The 18395-nt window shown below is 63.3% G+C and carries 11 protein-coding genes; 4 read left to right on the forward strand and 7 right to left on the reverse strand.

Features of this window, described 5'->3' with window-relative positions; genetic code table 11:
- Positions 1-3: 3 nt before the first annotated feature.
- Together pstS and LH365_RS14990 are read right to left on the reverse strand one after the other, a co-directional pair.
- Positions 4-1116 (reverse strand): phosphate ABC transporter substrate-binding protein PstS, encoded by a 1113-nt coding sequence (gene pstS, locus LH365_RS14985; RefSeq protein ID WP_226746157.1) that lies wholly within the window; start codon positions 1114-1116, stop codon positions 4-6.
- 206 nt (positions 1117-1322) lie between these two features.
- Positions 1323-1958 (reverse strand): TetR/AcrR family transcriptional regulator, encoded by a 636-nt coding sequence (locus LH365_RS14990; protein ID WP_226746158.1) that lies wholly within the window; start codon positions 1956-1958, stop codon positions 1323-1325.
- 254 nt (positions 1959-2212) lie between these two features.
- Here LH365_RS14990 and LH365_RS14995 point away from each other — a divergent pair, with 254 nt between their 5' ends.
- The 4 genes from LH365_RS14995 to LH365_RS15010 all read left to right on the forward strand — a co-directional run bounded on the left by LH365_RS14995 (position 2213) and on the right by LH365_RS15010 (position 8870).
- Positions 2213-3412, forward strand: a complete 1200-nt coding sequence (locus LH365_RS14995) for an efflux RND transporter periplasmic adaptor subunit (protein WP_226746159.1) — start codon at positions 2213-2215, stop codon at positions 3410-3412.
- A 180-nt stretch (positions 3413-3592) separates the two neighbouring features.
- Positions 3593-6769 carry an efflux RND transporter permease subunit gene (locus LH365_RS15000; protein WP_304502308.1) on the forward strand — a complete coding sequence of 1059 codons (3177 nt, stop codon included), beginning with the start codon at positions 3593-3595 and terminating at the stop codon, positions 6767-6769.
- On the forward strand, positions 6769-8139 hold the full coding sequence (locus LH365_RS15005) for an efflux transporter outer membrane subunit (RefSeq protein WP_226746160.1): 1371 nt from the start codon (positions 6769-6771) through the stop codon (positions 8137-8139). Before LH365_RS15000 ends, LH365_RS15005 begins: the two co-directional genes overlap by 1 nt.
- A 65-nt stretch (positions 8140-8204) precedes the next feature.
- Positions 8205-8870, forward strand: a complete 666-nt coding sequence (locus LH365_RS15010) for a DUF6445 family protein (protein WP_226746161.1) — start codon at positions 8205-8207, stop codon at positions 8868-8870.
- Between the two features lie 110 nt (positions 8871-8980).
- Here LH365_RS15010 and LH365_RS15015 read toward each other — a convergent pair whose 3' ends face one another.
- The 5 genes from LH365_RS15015 to LH365_RS15035 all read right to left on the reverse strand — a co-directional run bounded on the left by LH365_RS15015 (position 8981) and on the right by LH365_RS15035 (position 17955).
- On the reverse strand, positions 8981-9970 hold the full coding sequence (locus LH365_RS15015) for a cupin-like domain-containing protein (RefSeq protein WP_226746162.1): 990 nt from the start codon (positions 9968-9970) through the stop codon (positions 8981-8983).
- On the reverse strand, positions 9967-11481 hold the full coding sequence (locus LH365_RS15020) for a tryptophan halogenase family protein (RefSeq protein WP_226746163.1): 1515 nt from the start codon (positions 11479-11481) through the stop codon (positions 9967-9969). The genes LH365_RS15015 and LH365_RS15020 overlap by 4 nt, the downstream gene beginning before the upstream one ends.
- 3 nt (positions 11482-11484) lie before the next feature.
- Positions 11485-12984 (reverse strand): tryptophan halogenase family protein, encoded by a 1500-nt coding sequence (locus tag LH365_RS15025; protein ID WP_226746164.1) that lies wholly within the window; start codon positions 12982-12984, stop codon positions 11485-11487.
- Positions 12977-14497, reverse strand: a complete 1521-nt coding sequence (locus LH365_RS15030) for a tryptophan halogenase family protein (RefSeq protein ID WP_226746165.1) — start codon at positions 14495-14497, stop codon at positions 12977-12979. Before LH365_RS15030 ends, LH365_RS15025 begins: the two co-directional genes overlap by 8 nt.
- Before the next feature lie 227 nt (positions 14498-14724).
- Positions 14725-17955: a TonB-dependent receptor gene (locus tag LH365_RS15035; protein ID WP_226746166.1), complete on the reverse strand. Its 3231-nt coding sequence runs from the start codon at positions 17953-17955 to the stop codon at positions 14725-14727.
- Between the last annotated feature and the right edge of the window lie 440 nt (positions 17956-18395).

The following is an 18395-nucleotide window of genomic DNA, read 5'->3' on the forward strand; positions in this document are numbered from 1 at the left end:
AGCTTACTGACCGGAAGTGGCGGAGGCGGCCGCAGCCGGGGCGGCAGGTGCGTAGACCGGCTGGCCGTCTGCGCCCACGATCCGGGTCCACTGGGCGCGCATCATCTGCTTCACTTCGGCGGGCAGGGGAACGTAGTGCATCTTGGTCGCCAGCGGGTCGCCGTGGGTGTAGGCCCAGTCGAAGAAGGTCAGGGCGGCGCGGGCGCTGGCCGGCTTGTCCTGCTTTTTGTGCATGACGATGAAGACGGTGGCGGTGATCGGCCAGGCGTTGGCGCCCGGCTGATCGAGCAGCAGGAGCTGGTTGCCCGGCGCATTGGCCCAGTCTGCGCCGGCGGCGGCAGCGGCGAAGGCGTCGATCGACGGGGCGATCATGTGGCCGTCGTGATTGCGCATATTGGCAACTGCGGTGCCGGTGCGCGCGGCGACGGCGAATTCGACATAACCGATCGAGCCGAGGGTCTGCTTGACGAAGGCCGAGACGCCTTCATTGCCCTTACCGCCCAGACCCACCGGCCATTCCAGCGCATCGGCCGCGCCGACCTCTTCCTTCCAGGTGGGGCTGACCTTGGCCAGATAGTTGGAGAAGAGGAAGGTGGTGCCCGAACCATCGGCGCGGTGCACGACCGTGATCGGCAGGTGCGGCAGCTTCAGGCCGGGATTGAGCGCGGCGATGGCCGGGTCGTCCCAGCGCTTGACCTTGCCCATATAGATGTCGGCGATCAGCGGACCGGTCAGATTGATCTGACCCGTCTTGACGTCGGGCAGGTTCACGATGGGCACGATGCCGCCCATGACGATGGGGAATTGCAGCAGGCCCGATTCGTCGAGATCGGCGGGCTTCACGGGTTTGTCCGTCGCGCCGAAATCGACCGTCTTGACCTTGATCTGACGAACGCCACCGCCGGAGCCGATCGACTGATAGTTCAGGCGCACGCCCGTCGTGTCCTTATAGGTTTCGGCCCATTTTGCACCCAGAGGCGCGAAGAAGGTCGAACCGGCGCCGGTAATGTCGCCCGCCGCCGGCGCGTCCGCACCCTCAGCCGTCGCGGCACCCTTGTCGGAGCACGCGGTCAGCAGAAGCAGCGCGCCGAGCGCCAGGGCGAAGGGTTTGAACATACTCGTCTCCGATGATCCGGCGGACACGCTTCCGGCAAGAAGGTCGTATCCGAATCCAACCACCGGTAAATCACCGCTGCGTTAAACTAATATGACGCAGGGGTAAACGGCAGGCGGCGCCGAAAGGCTGAGGCGGCATTACAACAGTTTTATGACGGTTATGTGAAAGTCGCCGACCGTAAGCGCGCTTTACCGCCGACGTGACCTTATTTCAGCACGAACAGCCAGCGCATGACCTCGCGCAGTTCGCTGATCAGTGCGTCGCGCTTGATGTCGGGATTGGAAATGGCGCGGATCCTCATGCCGTCGAACAGCATACCGATAATCTCGCTCCGCGCATCCAGCCGGGCCGGATCGCAGTCGGGATTGAGCCGCCGGCACAGTTGACGGCCCAGTTCACGCTCCTGCACATCGGCGGCCTGAACGATGGCGGAAACGCGTGGATTGCGGGCGGCTTCGGCCATGACTTCGAGCGCCAGGCCGCTGTTATCCGGGCAGTATTTGTGTTCGATGGCGAAGGTAATGGTCTGGAGCAAGGTGTCCAGAAGCTGATCGTCGGGCGTGGAATCCCATTCGGCGAACTTGGCGCGCATCTCGGCCAGGTCGTTGGCGACGATGGCCTCGATAATGGCTTCCTTGTTGGCAAAATAGCGGTAGATGACGCCGACGCTCATCTTCGCTTCGGCCGCGATGTCGGCCATGGAGGCGCCGTGGAAGCCGGAACGCCTGACGCAGCGCAATGTGGCGTCGAGGATCTGCTGGCGGCGCTCTTCGCGGCTCTGTCGCGGACGCGGCGCGGGAGGGGATTCGGTAAGGGGGAACTCTAAAGCTTTACTGTTCATCCGCGGCGGCAAACCCTTCGTATGTAAGGGGTTAACATTTTTTAATGTTGTGGGTGCGCTTGACATACACCAAAAAGGTGCGTATTGCCAGAAAAAATGAGAATGATCGTTCACTCTCAGTCTTTGCTGACAGTTTTTTGCAAGCCTGCACGACAGGTATATAGTATGTTTTGCGTTGCACACTTCGATCTGCGCCGAAGTATCCGGCGGCATTTTAAAAGTGACCTGACATTTCGTTCCGGAGAGAGACCCGCATGAGATCGCAATCCCCCCTGATGAAGCCCGCAGCGGTGGTGCTGGCGCTCGGCCTCGCGCTGACGGCCTGCGGCAAGAAGGAAGGCGGCCCCGGCGGCGGCATGGGCGCAGGCGGTCCGACCGAGGTCGGCATCGTCGTCGTGTCCTCGGAGCCGGTCAATCTCACGGCGGAACTGTCGGGCCGGACATCGGCCTATCTGCTGTCGGACGTGCGTCCGCAGGTCAGCGGCATCGTCAAGGCGCGCCTGTTCACCGAAGGCGGCTACGTCAAGGCCGGTCAGCCCCTCTATCAGATCGACGCCGCGCCGTTCCAGGCGGCTTATGCCCAGGCGCAGGCGCAACTGGCGCAGGCCGAGGCGAACCTGACCTCATCGCGCCTGCGGGCCGAACGCTACGCCGAACTGGTCAAGATCAACGCCGTGTCCAAGCAGGACAATGACGACGCTCAGGCCGCCTACGCTCAGGCCAAGGCGACGGTCGCCGCCGGTCAGGCCGCTGTACAGACAGCGGGCATCAATGTTGGCTACACCAAGGTGATGGCCCCGATTTCGGGCCGTATCGGCAAGTCGAACGTCACGCCGGGCGCGCTGGTCACGGCGGCGCAGGCCACCGAGCTGACGCGCATCCAGAACATCGAGAGCATCTATCTCGACATCAATCAGTCGGTGACCGAGTTGATGGCGCTTCGCCGCGCCACCGCCGCCGGCCAGATCGGCGAGGCCGCCACGGCCGATGTCGAGCTGGTTCTGGAAGACGGCACGGTCTATCCGCTGAAAGGCAAGCTGCAATTCTCGGACGTCAGCGTCGATGAATCGACCGGCACGGTGACGCTGCGCGCCCTGTTCCCCAACCCCAACGGCGTCCTCCTGCCGGGCATGTACGCCAAGGCGCGCATCGTTTCGGGCGTGGTCGGCAACGGCATTCTGGTGCCGCAGCCCGCCGTGACCCGCGATCCGAAGGGCAACGCCACGGTGATGGTGGTCGGTAAGGAAAACAAGGCCGAGATGCGCCCGATCAAGGTGGCGCAGACGGTCGGCGACAAGTGGCTGGTGACCGAAGGTCTGCAGCCGGGCGAAAAGGTGATCGTCGAGGGTCTGCAAAAGATCCGTCCCGACGCGCCGGTCAAGCCCGTCAGCATGACCGCGGCCAAGGAAGGTCAGCCCGCTCCGGCGGCGGCCGAGGCCCCTAAGGCTAAGTAATATAAGCGTTTTTAACTTAAGGCTTGCGGCGCGACGCCCGAATTGTGTCTGCCGCAGGCCTCTGAACTCTGATCCGGCGTCCGCCGGGCCGCTCTGATCCTTCCCCGCGTAGCCGGGGAGACGGCGGGCCCCGGCTGCGTCCTTCAATCTGACTGCATTCGTCCCTGCAAAGGCCCCGTCATGATCTCGCGTTTCTTCATTCATCGTCCGATCTTCGCGTGGGTGGTGGCCATCGTCATCATGATGGCGGGCCTTCTGTCCATCGCCAACCTGCCGATCGCCCAGTATCCGCAGATCGCCCTGCCGCAGGTGTCGGTCAGCGCCTTCTATCCGGGGGCGTCGGCGAAAACCGTCGAAGACTCGGTCACGCAGATCGTCGAGCAGCAGATGAAGGGCATCGACGGTTTGCTTTACATGAACTCGACCTCGGATTCGAGCGGCGCGGCTTCGATCACCCTGACCTTCAAGGCGGGAACGGATCCGGACATCGCGCAGGTTCAGGTGCAGAACAAGCTGCAGTCGGCGGTGCCGCTGCTGCCGCAGGAAGTGCAGCAGCAGGGTCTGACCGTGGCCAAGGCGACCTCGAGCTTCCTGATGGTCGTCGGTCTTTATTCGGATGACCCCAACGTCACCGACCACGACCTCGGCGACTACATGTCTTCGACCCTGGTCGATCAGATCAGCCGCGTCGACGGTGTCGGCACCATCCAGAATTTCGGTGCGCAGTACGCCATGCGCATCTGGCTCGATCCGGCCAAGCTGACCAGCTACAATCTGACGCCCAGCGACGTGATGGGGGCCATTCGCGCCCAGAACACGCAGGTCTCGGCGGGTCAGCTCGGCGGGCTCCCGGCGGTGAAGGGCACGGCGCTCAACGCCACCATTACGGCCCAGTCGCGCCTGACCAATATCGACCAGTTCCGCAACATCATCCTCAAGAATTCCGCCGGCGGCGCTGTCGTGAAGCTTGAGGACGTGGCGCGCATCGAACTGGGCGCGCAGCAATACGGCGGCACGGCCAAGTTCAACGGCCGTCCGGCCACCGGTATCGCCATCAGCCTGTCGACGGGCGCCAACGCGCTCGACACCGCCAATGCGGTCAAGGCCAAGATGGTGGAGCTGGAAAAGAACTTCCCCAAGGGCTACCACTACGTCGTGCCCTTCGACACCACGCCGTTCATCGAGCTGTCGATCCATGAGGTCGTGAAGACCCTGATCGAAGCCGTCGTGCTGGTGTTCGTCGTCATGTTCCTCTTCCTGCAAAACTGGCGCGCGACGATCATCCCGACCATCGCCGTGCCGGTCGTGCTTCTGGGCACCTTCGGGGTGCTGGCGGCCTTCGGTTACTCGATCAATACGCTGACGCTGTTCGGGCTTGTGCTCGCCATCGGCCTCCTCGTCGACGACGCCATCGTCGTGGTCGAAAACGTCGAGCGGGTGATGCACGAAGAGAAGCTGCCGCCCATGGCCGCGACCATCAAGTCGATGGAAGAAATCACCGGGGCCCTGGTCGGCATCGCGCTGGTCCTGTCGGCGGTGTTCGTGCCGATGGCCTTCTTCGGCGGCTCGCAAGGCGTCATCTACCGCCAGTTTTCGATCACGCTCGTCTCGGCCATGGCCCTGTCGGTCGTCGTCGCCCTGATCCTGACGCCGGCGCTCTGCGCCACCCTGCTCAAGGCGTCGGATGCCGAGCACGCGGAAAAGAAGGGCTTCTTCGGCTGGTTCAACCGCAACTTCGACCGTCTGGCCAATGGTTACCGCGGTACGGTCGGCAAGATCCTGACCCAGGGCGGTCGCTACATGATCGTCTTTGCGGTGATCGTAGGTCTGATGGCCTTCCTGTTCACGCGTATTCCGACCTCCTTCCTGCCGGATGAAGACCAGGGCATCCTGTTCACCATCGTGCAACTGCCGCCGGGCGCGACCGAAGAACGCACCAATGTCGTGCTGGATCAGATCGCGGCGCATTTCGCCAAGGACGAAGCCGTCGAATCCGCCTTCACCGTGTCGGGCTTCTCCTTCTCCGGTCCCGGTCAGAACGCCGGCATGGCCTTCGTGCGCCTCAAGGATTTCGAGGAGCGTCATTCGGAAGCACTGAAGGCTCCGGCCGTCGCCGGGCGCGCCATGGGGGCGTTCAGCCAGTTCCGCGACGCCATGGCCTTTGCCATCGTGCCGCCGGCCGTGACCGAACTCGGCAACTCGTCGGGCTTCGACCTTCAGCTCAAGGACGTCGGCGGCCTCGGCCACGACGCCCTGCTCAATGCCCGCAATCAGGTGCTGGGCATGGCGTCGCAGAACCCCAGCCTGATGGCTGTGCGTCCGAACGGCATGGAAGACACGCCGGAACTGAAACTCGAAATCGATCAGGTGGCCGCCGGTGCGATGGGCGTCAGCCTGAGCGATATCAATGCCACCCTGTCGACCGCCATGGGCGGGGCCTATGTCAACGACTTCATCGACCGCAACCGCGTGAAGAAGGTCTTCGTGCAGGCCGACGCGCCCTTCCGCATGAAGCCTGAGGACCTGAATCAGTGGTATGTCCGCAACGATCAGGGCCAGATGGTGCCGATGTCGGCCTTCACCACGGCGCACTGGGCCTACGGCTCGCCGCGTCTGGAGCGTTACAACGGCTCACCGTCCATGAACCTGCAGGGTATGGCCGCGCCGGGCAAGTCGTCGGGTCAGGCCATGGCCGAGATGGAGAAGATCATCGCTCAGCTTCCGGCCGGCATTTCCTACGAGTGGACGGGCCTGTCCTTGCAGGAAAAGCAATCCGGCGCCGAAGCCCCTATGCTCTACGCCCTGTCGATCTTCGTGGTCTTCATCCTGCTGGCGGCGCTCTACGAGAGCTGGTCGATCCCGGTGGCCATCGTCATGGTCATCCCGCTGGGCGTGCTGGGGGCGCTGGTCGCCACCATGCTGCGCGGCCTGACCAACGACATCTACCTGCAGGTCGCGCTTCTGACTATCATCGGTCTGTCGGCCAAGAACGCCATCCTCATCGTGGAATTCGCCAAGCATAACCATGAAAAGGGTATGGAACTGATCGAAGCGACGCTGCAGGCCGCCCGCGTGCGTCTGCGCCCGATCATCATGACCTCGCTGGCCTTCACCTTCGGCATCCTGCCGCTCTTCTTCGCCAATGGCGCGGGGTCGGGCAGCCAGAACGCCATCGGTACGGGTCTGGTCGGCGGCATCCTGTCGGCGACCTTCCTGGCGGTGTTCTTTATCCCGCTGTTCTTCGTCATCATTGAAAAACTGTTCAAAGCGGACGAAAAGCACCTTAAGTCCCGTGAAGCCGAGCGTGCTGCGCTGGCGGCGCTGGAACAGTCGCGTCACAACCGTGAGGACCACTAATGACACGTTCGCTTAAACTCGGTCTGATGCTCCCGGCCACGGCTCTGGTCCTCAGCGCCTGCACCATGGCCCCCAGCTACGAGCGCAGCGTCCTGCCGGTGCCGGATCAGTTCCCGACCGCGGCTGCGGCGCAAGGGGCTTCGGCGGAAACCTTGCCATGGAAGTCGGTCTTCCTCGATCCGCGCCTTCAGGCGGTGATCGAGCAGTCGCTGTCGAACAATCGCGACCTGCGGGTAGCGGCGCTCAATGCCGAGCGCGTGCGGGCCCAGTACCGCGTGCAGCGCGCCAGCCTGTTTCCGTCGGTCGATGGTTCGGTGAGCGGTCGCCGCGGCGATACCGGCACCGGGACGGACACCGAATCCTACAGCGCCGATATCGGGGCCTCGTGGGAACTGGACCTGTTCGGCCGCGTGCGCTCCTTAAGCAACGCGGCGCTGAACACCTATTTCGCTTCGGAAGAAAACCGCAAGGCGGTGCAGGTGTCGCTGATCGCTTCGGTGGCTTCGGCGTGGCTGACTCTGGGCGCCGATCAGGAGCAACTGCGTTTGTCGCGTGAGACTCTGGCCCTGCGCGAAGAAAGCCTGTCCCTGACGCAGAAGCGTTTCGACCTCGGCGCCACCGATGCGTTGGGCCTGCGTCAGGAACAGACCCTGACCGAACAGGCGCGCGCCGATGTGGCGCAACTCGAAGCGCTGGTGCAGCAGGACAAGAACGCCCTGCGCCTGCTGGTGGGTGAAGAGGTGGCGGTCGCCAATCTCCCCGACGCCTTGCCGGAAAACGCCGTGCTGGCCGATCTGCCGGTGGGTTTGCCGTCGGAAGTGCTGCTCAAGCGTCCGGACGTCGTGGCCGCCGAATACGATCTCAAGGCTGCCAACGCCAATATCGGCGCGGCGCGTGCCGCCTTCTTCCCGCGCATCTCGCTGACCGGCGCGGTGGGCAAGTCCTCGACGGAACTGGGTGACCTGTTCGATGGGGCCGACACCTGGAGCTTCGCACCGTCGATCTCGGTGCCGATCTTCGCCGGCGGGGCCAATGTCGCCGGCCTCGAAGGCTCGAAAAAGTCGCGCGACATCGCTGTCGCCACCTACGAGCAGACGATCCAGTCGGCCTTCCGCGACGTGGCCGATGCCCTGGCCGTGCGCTCGACCATCGACACGCGCCTGCTGGCCCAGACCCGCGTGGCGCAGGCCGCCAGCGAGTCCGAGACCTTGTCGCGCGCCCGCTTCGATCGCGGCGTCGACTCGCGCATCACCCTGACCGACGCCCAGCGCACGCTCTACGGCGCGCAACAGGCGCTGATCACGACGCGTCTCGTACGCTCGCTCAACCTGATCGGCCTCTATTCGGCCACCGGCGGCGGGCTGAATTAATATAGCTATTGTTACCTTTGACCGCCTGAGGGAACGGAGATACCGTACCTTCAGGCGGTTTTTATATGGTCTCTCTCAATCCCGGTTTTTCCGTTACGATTCAGTCGCTTGGCGACGAGGCCCAGCCGCTGGTCATCCTCGACGACGTGCTGGCCGATCCTCGAAGTTTTATCGCCGTCGCCGCTGAGGCCGGCTTCCGCACGCCCGCGCCTGGGTCGCGCTATCCGGGGCTTAATGCGCCTTTGCCGGAGGCCTATAAGGCGCTGGTGGCGCGCGAACTTCTGCCGCGCCTGCTGCCGGTCTTCGGCGCGCCGCTGCAGGCTCTGCCGCTGTTCGGCTTTTTTGGCGTCGCGACGCCAGGCGGTGAGGGTATGGCTGTGCGTCAGGCTGCGCCGCATATCGACGCCTTCAATCTCAACAGCTTCGCCAGCGTCCACTACCTGTTCGAGGCGGATCTGGGCGGTACGGCGTTTTTCCGCCACCGCGCCAGCGGGCACGAACTGATCACCCCCAGCCGCAGTTACGCCTTCGAGAAGGCCAAGCGCGCGGAACTGGACGGTTTCGACGGTACGGGTGAAGCGGCGCGCGAACGGTTTTTCGAACAGATTGCTGCGGTCGAGCCGCGCTTTAACCGCCTGATCTTCTACCGCGCCGGACAGTTACATTCCGGGCAGGTGCGCCCCGGAGAGGACCGCCGTCTGACGGCCAACCTGTTCTTTGGTATCCGGTAGCTACTAGAGCGAGATGATTTAAAGTGGAAACATCATCTCGCTCTAAGTTTTTGAGTGGTCGCGCAATTTTTCCGAAAAGTGGTGCCCACTTTATCGGATTGCGCTCTAATTTACCTGAAGGCGGCGGCGATCCCCGCTTTCAGCGCCGCCAGTCGCTGCGGCGTCAGTTCGCCATAGGCGCCGCGCACTTCGGGCGGCAGATGCGCCAGCGCGGCGTCGGCATCGCCGAAGATGAACAGGTCGAACATCCCTCGCCACACCGCCTTCTGGTCTTCGGGCAGGTCTTTCAGCGCGACCAGCGCCGCCTTGAACGCCGCGCGGGGCAGGGGGCGCGTCGGGTCCGCCTCGTTCCACCAGTAATTGACCAAAGCGTTGAACGGCGACAGCGACTGCACCTGATGCCACCAGCCATAGGGGATGTAGAGGGCGTCACCCGGTTCCAGCTCCGCCACCTGCGCCGTGGCCAGCGCGGCCTCCAGACGCGGCCAGCGGGCGAAATCCGGGTCGCGGATATCGGGCAGGCTGAGCGGCGCGCCGCCGGGCGTGAAGTCGTCCGGGCCGGGATAGAGGTTGGCCAACTGATCGGGCGGGAACAGGGTGAAACGCCGCCGCCCGGCCGCAACGCAGGCAATGTTGCGCATCAGGTCGTAGTGGGTCTGGGTCGCCACCGCCGTGCCGAGCCACAGGCGCGGGCGGACTTCGGCGGGCAGCAGGGGGAGGGGGTGTTCGCCGGCGAAGCGCGGCAGGAAGGTCTCGGTCGGCAGGGACTGCACGTAATAGCCGCCGCCGTCGGCAGGCGGGTGGAGCAGGCGTTGCAGAATGTCCTCCAGCCGCAGGGTCACCGTGCGGAAATTCACCCCCGTCAGGCTGGCCTCGTAGTGGCACAGCCCGTCGGCCTCGGGGGGCAGGATCGACAGGGGCGCGTTCAGCCCGGCATCGAACGCCGCCAGATAGTCGATGCAGGCGGCGTCAGACCGGCGGGCGGCGGCCACGATAGGCCAGTCGGCGACCAATCCCCTGAAAACGGCGGGCTTGGCGGCGTCGAGCGCTTCGGCGAAGCGCGCGGGCGTTACGTCCTCGATGACACGCGCCGGCGTCATCCCGCCGCCATGTTCGGTATCGAGGGCGCGAAACGACGCAGATGGTCTTCGTGTGTGGGCAGGGCTTCGGCGCGGGTTTCCAGCATCTTGCGCCAGCGGCTCATATGCAGGCCGATATCGGCGGCCTCCAGCGCATCGACGGCGGGGTGATAGCTGTGCGGGATCAGACCCTGACCGGTCAGCACGGCCAGCCAGCTCGCTTCGCGGAACAGTTCGGGGTCGCGCGCGATCAGAAGGCCCGTCTCGCGGAACATGTCCAGCCGCGCCTTGAGGCTGTCGGGAATGTCCATGGCCTGCACCCAGCGCCAGAAGGGGGTGTCGTCGCGCTCGGTCACCTTGTAGTGCGTGATCAGGAAGTCTTTGATATTGTTGTAATCGAACAGGACATCGCGATTGTACTGTTCGACGACCGAAGGCACGATGCCGGTCTTGGGGAAGAGGCTCAGCAAACGCAGGGCACCGGCCTGCACCAGATGGAGGGCCGTTGATTCCAGCGGTTCAAGAAAGCCTGAGGCCAGACCCAGGGCGACGACATTCTTCTCCCAGACCCTCCGGCGGTGGCCGGTGACGAAGCGCAGGGGCCGCGGGTCGGCCATCGGCGCGCCATCGAGGCTGTCCATCAGGCGTTGCGTGGCCTCTTCCTCGCTGGTGAAACCGTCGCAGAAGACATGCCCGTTACCGGTGCGGTGCTGCAACGGGATGCGCCACTGCCAGCCGGCTTCGCGCGCCGTCGCCCGCGTGAAGGGCGTAATGGTCTCGACACGGGCGCAGGGGACGGCGACGGCGCGGTTCATCGGCAGCCACTTCGACCAGTCCTCGTAGCCGCATTTCAGCGTCTGTTCGATCAGCAGGCCGCGAAAGCCCGAACAATCGATGAAGAGGTCGCCGGTCAATTTGCGTCCGTCGGCGGTGACGACCGCGGTGACATAACCGGTTTCCGGATGCTGTTCGACGCCGGTGATGCGGCCTTCGTGACGCGTAACGCCACGGTCCTCACTATAGCGGCGCAGAAAGGCGGCGTAGAGGGCGGCGTCGAACTGAAAGGCGTAGTTCATACCCGGCTTGTCGCCTTCGGCGGCGAGGTGGCCGAAGCGTCCTTTGTAGGCGGCGACAGTTTCGAGATTGTGTCGCGTCAGGTCGCAGGGCCCGCCGCGCCGCTTCCAGTCGGCCAGCCAGTAGTGATGAAACGGAAAGCTTTCGATCTCGGCGCCGCAATGGCCGAAGGGGTGAAAATAGCTGTGGCCCTTTGCGCACCAGTCGACAAACTCGATCCCCAGCTTGTAGGTGGCGTGGGTTTCGCGCACGAAGGTCGCTTCGTCCAGCCCCAGAAAGGCGTTGTATTTGAGAATAGGCGGGATGGTGGCTTCACCGACGCCGACAATGCCGATTTCTTCCGACTCGATCAGGGCGATCCCGACGGTGTCGCCGAGGCCCCTGCTCAGGGCGGCGGCGGTCATCCATCCGGCGCTGCCGCCGCCGACAATGACCACCTTGCGTACGGGTTGCATCATGGCTCAGGCTCGCTGCATCTGGCGCTTCAGTACGGCTTCCATGGGCGGCAGGGCCTCGACCTGCTGGCGCAGATAGCCGAGCACCTTCTGGAAGTGCGCAATGACCTGCGGCTCAGGCACCTGATCGGCCATGGGGTCGCAGGCCTCCGGAATCAGACCGTGGCCGATGCAGGCGGCGATCCACAGGGCCTCGTCGAAGGCTTCGTCATCGTACATGGGCATATGGCCGCGCGCGGCGAACAGACGGAGTTTGTGCGCCACGGTTTCCGGCGGTTCCGCGCCCCGCAGACGGTCCCATAACGGCTGGTCGCGGCGTTGGTTCAACTTGTAATGCAGGCATTGAAAATCACGCAGCCGCTCATAGGCCTGGGTTACGGTGCGGTTATAGACGGCGGCTTCGATACAGCCCGTATCGAGCGGGAACAGCGAGACGAGATGCGACAGGCCGGTGAGCAGGGCGGGCATGCGCACGCTGTCGAGCGGGTCGAACACGGCCGCCGCTTCGCCCAGCGCGATGACATTGCCGGACCAGGCCTGCGCCCGTCGGCCGGCCTCGAACGGCGTCACCGTGGCCTGCGGGTTGAAGGGCAGGCTGGCGACCATGCCGGCCATTTCAAAGGCCTCGTCATCGCTGAGGTCGCTGCTCAGATAGACCTGTTGCAGGGCCGTATAGTCGCGCACCGGGAACAGCCCGGTCCAGCCGGAACGGAAGGCGGTGATCTGCGCATAGGCGGGCAGGGGCGACATGGGCGCGGCGTAGCCGGTCAGGAAGCGGTCGCAGGGAAACCACGACCGCCACGAGTTGAAGCCTGTGCCGGGCATCTGCGACAACAGACGGGCGTCGCCGCCGGTGGCGTCGATAAACAGGTCGCCCTCGATGCGCGTGCCATCGGACAGAACGACCGCGCGCATCCGCTCGCCGTCGTGATCGGGCGAGACGTGGTGCGCCTTGACCTGCGCGATGCCGCGCGTCTGCGCCGTTTCGCGCAAGACCTCGACATAGGGCAGGGCGGGCAGGTGGTAGCCGTATTCCGACTGAGCAAAGCCCTGCAGATCGGTGCCGCCGGTAACGAAGCGGCCATTTTTCGCCGCCACGGCGTTAATGGCGAAATCCTCGTAAGCGGCGGTCAGGCCGCCGGCGCGGGCACGCCCCCAATGGTGATGAAACGGGATGCGCTCCAGCGGCACGCCGACGCTGGAATAGCCGAGCATGAAGGGCGGTTTGTTCTTCGCCCAACCGACAAAGCGCTGACCGAGCGTAAAGGTCGCGCCGATGGCCTCTATCAGCAGGGTTTCGTCGAGGCCGAGCAGGGTATGGAAGGCCGACTGGCTGCCCAGCGTCGGGATGACTTCGCCGGGCCGCAGCAGGGAGGGTAACTCGACGGCGGTCAGGGTCAGTCCCGACGCACGCAGGGCGCGGTGCAGCACGTTGGCGGTCAGCCACAGGGCTTCGTCGCGACCGACGATGACGACGGTTTTCACGGGGCGAGGGGCCTCAGACATGGGCGGCCTCCGCGGCCTTCGGGTCGAAGCAATGACCCGCCACAAAGTCGGCGTGGCTCGGCAGGACGGCGAGATTGGTATCGATCTTGCGCTTCAAGTCTTTCAGATAGCGGGTCAGGGCCTCCTGGCTCAAAGCATCGGCCTGCCGGTCATAGGCCTGCGGCGTGACGTCCTGCCCCATAAAGACGGCGATCCAGCTTGCCGGGGAAAACAGGCCGTCCTTATAGTGCGGGACGTGGCCGCGATGGCGGAACATCTCCATCTTCGCCTTGAGGCTGTCGGGCACGTCCATGCTGCGCACATAGTCCCACAGCGGGCCGGAACTGCCCGTATTGGCGTGGTAATGCAGAATAAGAAAGTCGCGCACGCGCTCGTATTCGATATCGATCAGGCGATTGAATTCGTCAGCCAGCGCCGGATCGAAGCGGGCATCAGGCATCAGGCGCATCAGGAAGGTCAGGGCGATCTGCGACAGGTAGATGCTGGTCGATTCCAGCGGTTCCAGAAAACCAGACGCCAGGCCGAGCGCGATGACATTCTTCGTCCACGAGGCGGTGCGGCGGCCCGCCTGAAAGCGCAGGAGGCGCGGTTCGGCCTGAGCGCGGGCATCGAGCGCGCCCAGCAGCACCTCGCGGGCGCGGTCTTCGGTGGTGAAGCGGCTGGAGAAGACGTAGCCGTTGCCGGTGCGGTGCTGGAGCGGGATGCGCCACGTCCAGCCGGCCTCGCGCGCCGTGGCGCGGGTATAGGGGGTGAGGTCTTCGGTGCGCTCGGTCGGCACGGCCAGCGCGCGATCGCACGGCAACCACGGCGTCCAGTCCTCCCAGCCGCTGTTCAGCGTTTGCCCGGCAATGACGGCGCGGAAGCCGGAGCAATCGATGAACAGGTCTCCGCCGACCGTTTCGCCGTTTTCCAGCGTCAGGGTCTCGACGAAACCGGTTTCGGGGTTCTGGTTGACGCCGGTGACCTTGCCTTCGATGCGTTGCACGCCGCGCGCCTCGCACCACTGGCGCAGGTAGCGGGCATAGAGCACGGCGTCGAAATGGTAGGCGTAGGCGTAGGTCGAACGGATGGATTTCGGGTCTTCGATGGGGAAGTCGAAGCGGCTTTCGCGCGCCAGACGGATTGGGAAGGAATAGTCTTCGATGGGGCCGGGATCCATGAAGGTCCGGGCCCGCAGCCACAACTGATGGAAGGGAATGCCGCCGGCCGACTGACCGTGGACGCCGAAGGGGTGGTGATAGCTGCCGGACATGCCCCAGCCGCGGAACTCGATCCCCAGCTTGAAGGTGGCGTTGGTCGCCCGCATGAATTCGGGCTCATCGAGGCCGAGAAAGGTATTGAAGTCGCGCACCTGCGGCAGGGTGGCCTCGCCGACGCCGACAATGCCGATGTCCTCGGACTCGATCAGGCGGACGGTGCAGAGGCCGGGCTTAAACGCGCGGACCAGCACGGCGGCAGCCATCCAGCCGGAGGTGCCGCCGCCCAAAATGGTGATGTTACGAATGGGGGCCATCCCTGTTTCCCCTTATACTCTTTGTGTGAGGCTATCGGTCCGTAGCCGCGTCCGTCAAGGCGTTGCGCATACAGATAAAAACAGGACGCACCACAATCGCGTGATGCGCCCAGCAAGGTTTTCCGCGGATGACGGAGGGAGATTCACGCACCGACCGAAATCGCTGCGCGAGATTGCGCCGTCCGGAGACAAGAGGAGCCTCCGGACGGCGGCACGCGACGTCGTTATCAGAACTTCAGGCGAACCTGAGCCTGAACCCGGCGGTCGTTCTTGAACCACGCGTTCGGCAGAAGCAGACGCGTGTCGTTCGGATGGGCATTGGTCGGACCGTCGACCTGTTGCAGCAGCACGGTCTCGGTGTCGAGCAGGTTGGTGCCTTCGACCGACACTTCGATATTGTCGTTGAAGCGATAGGCCAGACGCGCATCGAGATAACCCGCCGATTCCTGCCAGATCGGCAGAGCGATACAGCAGTCCTGCGAGGTGACCAGGAATTCCGACCGCCAGTTATAGGCGAGACGGGCCGACCAGGCGCCCTTTTCGTACATGCCGACCAGGTTGAACGTCTTGTCCGACAAACCTTCCAGGGGCAGGTCGGTGAAGGACTTGGCCGCTACCGAGGTGCCGCCGCCGGTCTGACCCGAGGTGCCGTCGCCGGAGTTGACCACGACATTGGTCGACTTGATGCCCGTATTGTTGAGCATGGTGTAGTTGAAGTCGACGCCGAGGCCGTTCCACGGCGAAGGCAGGCCGTCGAAGAAGCGCTTGTAGGACAGTTCCCAGCCCTTGATCGCGCCACCGTCGCCATTGACCGGACCGCGCATTTCCACCGAACGGGTCACGCCCTGATTGGTGAAGTCGCGGATATAGCGGCCATAGGTGATGTAGTCGTGGAACTGCTTGTAGAACAGCGAGAAGGTGAACGAACCGGTCGAGGAGAAGTAGTTTTCGAACGACAGGTCGAACTGATCCGCCGTCACCGGCTTCAGGTACGGGTTCTGGGCATCGCCGGTATAGGTCATGACGACCGACTGGATCTGACCGGACGAGTTACACACCAGACCCTTGCCGCACACGCGATCGGCGATATTCGGCAGGGCGGCATTGACCGAGGTATAGGACTTCAGGTTGCCGATGTCCGGGCGCGACATGGCGCGCGAAGCGGCAATACGCACATACCAGGTATCATCCAGCGTCATCCGCGCGTTGAAGCTGGGCAACCAGTTCTTATGCGTGATGCTGGCCGTCGTCCGGGTGTTATTCTGCGTCATGAAAGCGCGGTCGGCGGCCGAGACGTAGTAGCTGTAGTTGATAGAGGTTACCGGCGAACCGTCGGGATTCAGCAGCGGGTCGCCGTTCGGGCCGAGCACCGGTGAGGTCGGGTCCGCATCATAGGCGATCTGGTTGCCGAAATTGATGCCGCCGGTGCTCTCGTTCGTGGTTTCGACGTAGCGGACGCCGATATTGCCGGTGACCGCCTTGCCGAACAGCAGGGCGTCGTCGCCACCGAACTTGAGCTGAATGTATGCGGCGTCCGTGACTTCCGACACTTCGGCGATTTCCGACGGGCGGAAGCAGCGGGAATCGATGCCGGTACGCTTGCACACCGGTTGCCAGACATTGGTGCCGCCGGCCGGATAGACGGTGGCGTTGAAGGTATTGGCCAGTTTCTCGCGGTCTTTCAGCAGGTCTATGTTGAGATAGACCGCCGTATTGGCATTGGTCAGCCCGCCGCCGTAGAAGTCCTCGTCGAAGGTGCGCGTGCCGTAGGCTGTCTTGTCCGGGAAGGCCGAGCCGGTGATGAAGTAGTCGTTCCAGCTACCGTAGGTCGTCCAGGTGTTGACGACATTGGCCCAGTTATAGATCGACCAGCGCACCGTCTGTTCGCGTTCGGCGTGACGCACGCCGAACTTGATCATGTTCAGCCACGGGGAGTCGAAGCTGTAATTGGCGTCGGCGCGCACGGCGAACTCGTTGCCGTCCGAGTCCGTGACGTGGTCCATCAGGTCGTTGAGGCGGTAGTTTTCCGGATTGGCCACACCGCCCGTCGCGAGCTGGAAGCCCGTGGCGTTGGCCAGGGTGAACTTCGGCAGATCGCCCGTCAGATCCCAGGTGACATCGGCGAAGGTCGAAAGCGTACCGGAGATGTCGTAATTGGTCTGAATAGCGTCGACATATTGAACGTCGAAGCTGGTGAACAGCTTGTCGCTGACCTGCCATTTCAGATTGAACGAGGCATCCTTGGTGTCGTTGACGCTGTCGCTGAACCGGGTCGAGGTGGCGTAACCGGTGCCGCGTTGCGAGCCGCCGCAGGCTTCCCATGAGTAGCAGGGCAAGGTGCCGGACGAGCTGGCCTTGGGGTTGGCCGGAGTCTGGCCGTACCAGACGTCGGAAGAGGCGAGCAGCGTGCCCTTTTGCAGGAAGCCGTTGGAATCAAAGGTGCAGGTGGTGCCGGTCTTGCACTGGGCTTCCGACGCACTTTCCGAATAGTACTCGATGTCCTTGGCCCACATGTCGGTGCCGCTGTAAGCGGTGGAGACGTACTCCTCCCACTTTTCCTGCTTCTTCGACTGGTTGTACTGGAAGGTAGCGGTCACATTGCCGTCATTGCTTTTCCACTGGGCGGCGAAGGCCAAACCGTCTCGCACGCGATTATAGATGTTGTCGCGCAGGGAGATATTGGTGGGGTAGTACCGCATGGCGGTGGTGCCCCAGGTCGCGGCATTGGAATGCAGCGCCATGCGGCCCAACTGCACGCCTTCCGAATTGGTGTAGACTTCCGAATGGGCGGCGTTGATCATCACGCCGAATTCGCCCAGTTCCGTGTCCCAGCGGTCGGCATAGATGCCCGACACCGAGGCGGCGCCCTTACCAACCAGGTCGCCATAGGTATATTCGGCCGTGGCCGCCAGAACGCGGCCTTTCTGGTCGAAGGGCAGACGGGTGCGCAGATTGACCGTGCCGGCAATGCCGCCTTCGATCAGTTCGGCGGTCTGATTTTTATACACATCAACGCCGCCCATCAGTTCCGGCGACACGTCCGACCACGACAGGCCGCGGTTGGAGTCGGCGGTGAAGATGTCGCGACCGTTGAATTCCGAGCGGACCTGCTGAAGGCCGCGCACCACGACGCCCGACGGTTCCGCCGAGAAGTGCGCCGTGTCGCCGGTCGCGGCGAAGCGGTTGACGGTGATGCCGGCGACGCGCTGCAACGCTTCGGCCACCGACTTGTCCGGGAAGGCCCCGATGTCGTTGGCGGTGATCGAATCGACGACCGTATCGGCGTTCTTCTTGATTTGCTGGGCGCTCTGCAATGCCTTGCGCGCACCGACGACGACGACTTCCTGGGGCTCATCGGCTTTTGTTTCGGTCTGCGCGCTGGCCGCTCCGGCCATAGCCACGCCTACCGAAACGAGAAGCGCCATAGCGGAAACGCTGTGCTTCAGCTTAACTGTCATGATGTTCAAGTCCTCCCTGACCGCTCTTCATCTCTGACGGCTTCGGGGAACAGTTATCCGGCGACGGCACGAAAGGTCGTGCGCCCTGGATTTCATGGGATTCCCGAAACCTGTAACAACTTTATTATTGCCCTGAGCCTTATGGCTTGCGGGGTCGATGGCCTGCGGATCAGGTCCGCACGCCTCGGCAGTTTAGAGGTATAACAAGATGACAGTTTTGAAAACGCATTAAATAAATTTGATTTAAAAAAACTCAAACGCCTTTGTCCAACGTTGTCATGGAAAAAAGAGGTGGGGTATTGAGGGTAGAAAAGTCAAATAAAAAACAATAATTTGAATTATCCTACAAACCTTGCTTCGTTTTGTACGACTAATTCAGATGTAACATTTTTGTCTCATATGTTTTCGCCGGTCAGGGCTATCGACACTTTTTTTGACGC

Source organism: Asticcacaulis sp. AND118, assembly GCF_020535245.1.
Classification (GTDB): Bacteria; Pseudomonadota; Alphaproteobacteria; order Caulobacterales; family Caulobacteraceae; genus Asticcacaulis.

Excerpts from the sequence above, each read along its gene's own strand:
- LH365_RS15020 (WP_226746163.1), bottom strand. The coding sequence starts at position 11,481 with ATGATGCAACCCGTACGCAAGGTGGTCATTGTCGGCGGCGGCAGCGCC.
- LH365_RS14995 (WP_226746159.1), top strand. The coding sequence starts at position 2,213 with ATGAGATCGCAATCCCCCCTGATGAAGCCCGCAGCGGTGGTGCTGGCG.
- LH365_RS15015 (WP_226746162.1), bottom strand. The coding sequence starts at position 9,970 with ATGACGCCGGCGCGTGTCATCGAGGACGTAACGCCCGCGCGCTTCGCC.
- LH365_RS15000 (WP_304502308.1), top strand. The coding sequence starts at position 3,593 with ATGATCTCGCGTTTCTTCATTCATCGTCCGATCTTCGCGTGGGTGGTG.
- LH365_RS15025 (WP_226746164.1), bottom strand. The coding sequence starts at position 12,984 with ATGTCTGAGGCCCCTCGCCCCGTGAAAACCGTCGTCATCGTCGGTCGC.
- LH365_RS15005 (WP_226746160.1), top strand. The coding sequence starts at position 6,769 with ATGACACGTTCGCTTAAACTCGGTCTGATGCTCCCGGCCACGGCTCTG.
- LH365_RS15035 (WP_226746166.1), bottom strand. The coding sequence starts at position 17,955 with ATGACAGTTAAGCTGAAGCACAGCGTTTCCGCTATGGCGCTTCTCGTT.
- LH365_RS14990 (WP_226746158.1), bottom strand. The coding sequence starts at position 1,958 with ATGAACAGTAAAGCTTTAGAGTTCCCCCTTACCGAATCCCCTCCCGCG.
- pstS (WP_226746157.1), bottom strand. The coding sequence starts at position 1,116 with ATGTTCAAACCCTTCGCCCTGGCGCTCGGCGCGCTGCTTCTGCTGACC.
- LH365_RS15010 (WP_226746161.1), top strand. The coding sequence starts at position 8,205 with ATGGTCTCTCTCAATCCCGGTTTTTCCGTTACGATTCAGTCGCTTGGC.
- LH365_RS15030 (WP_226746165.1), bottom strand. The coding sequence starts at position 14,497 with ATGGCCCCCATTCGTAACATCACCATTTTGGGCGGCGGCACCTCCGGC.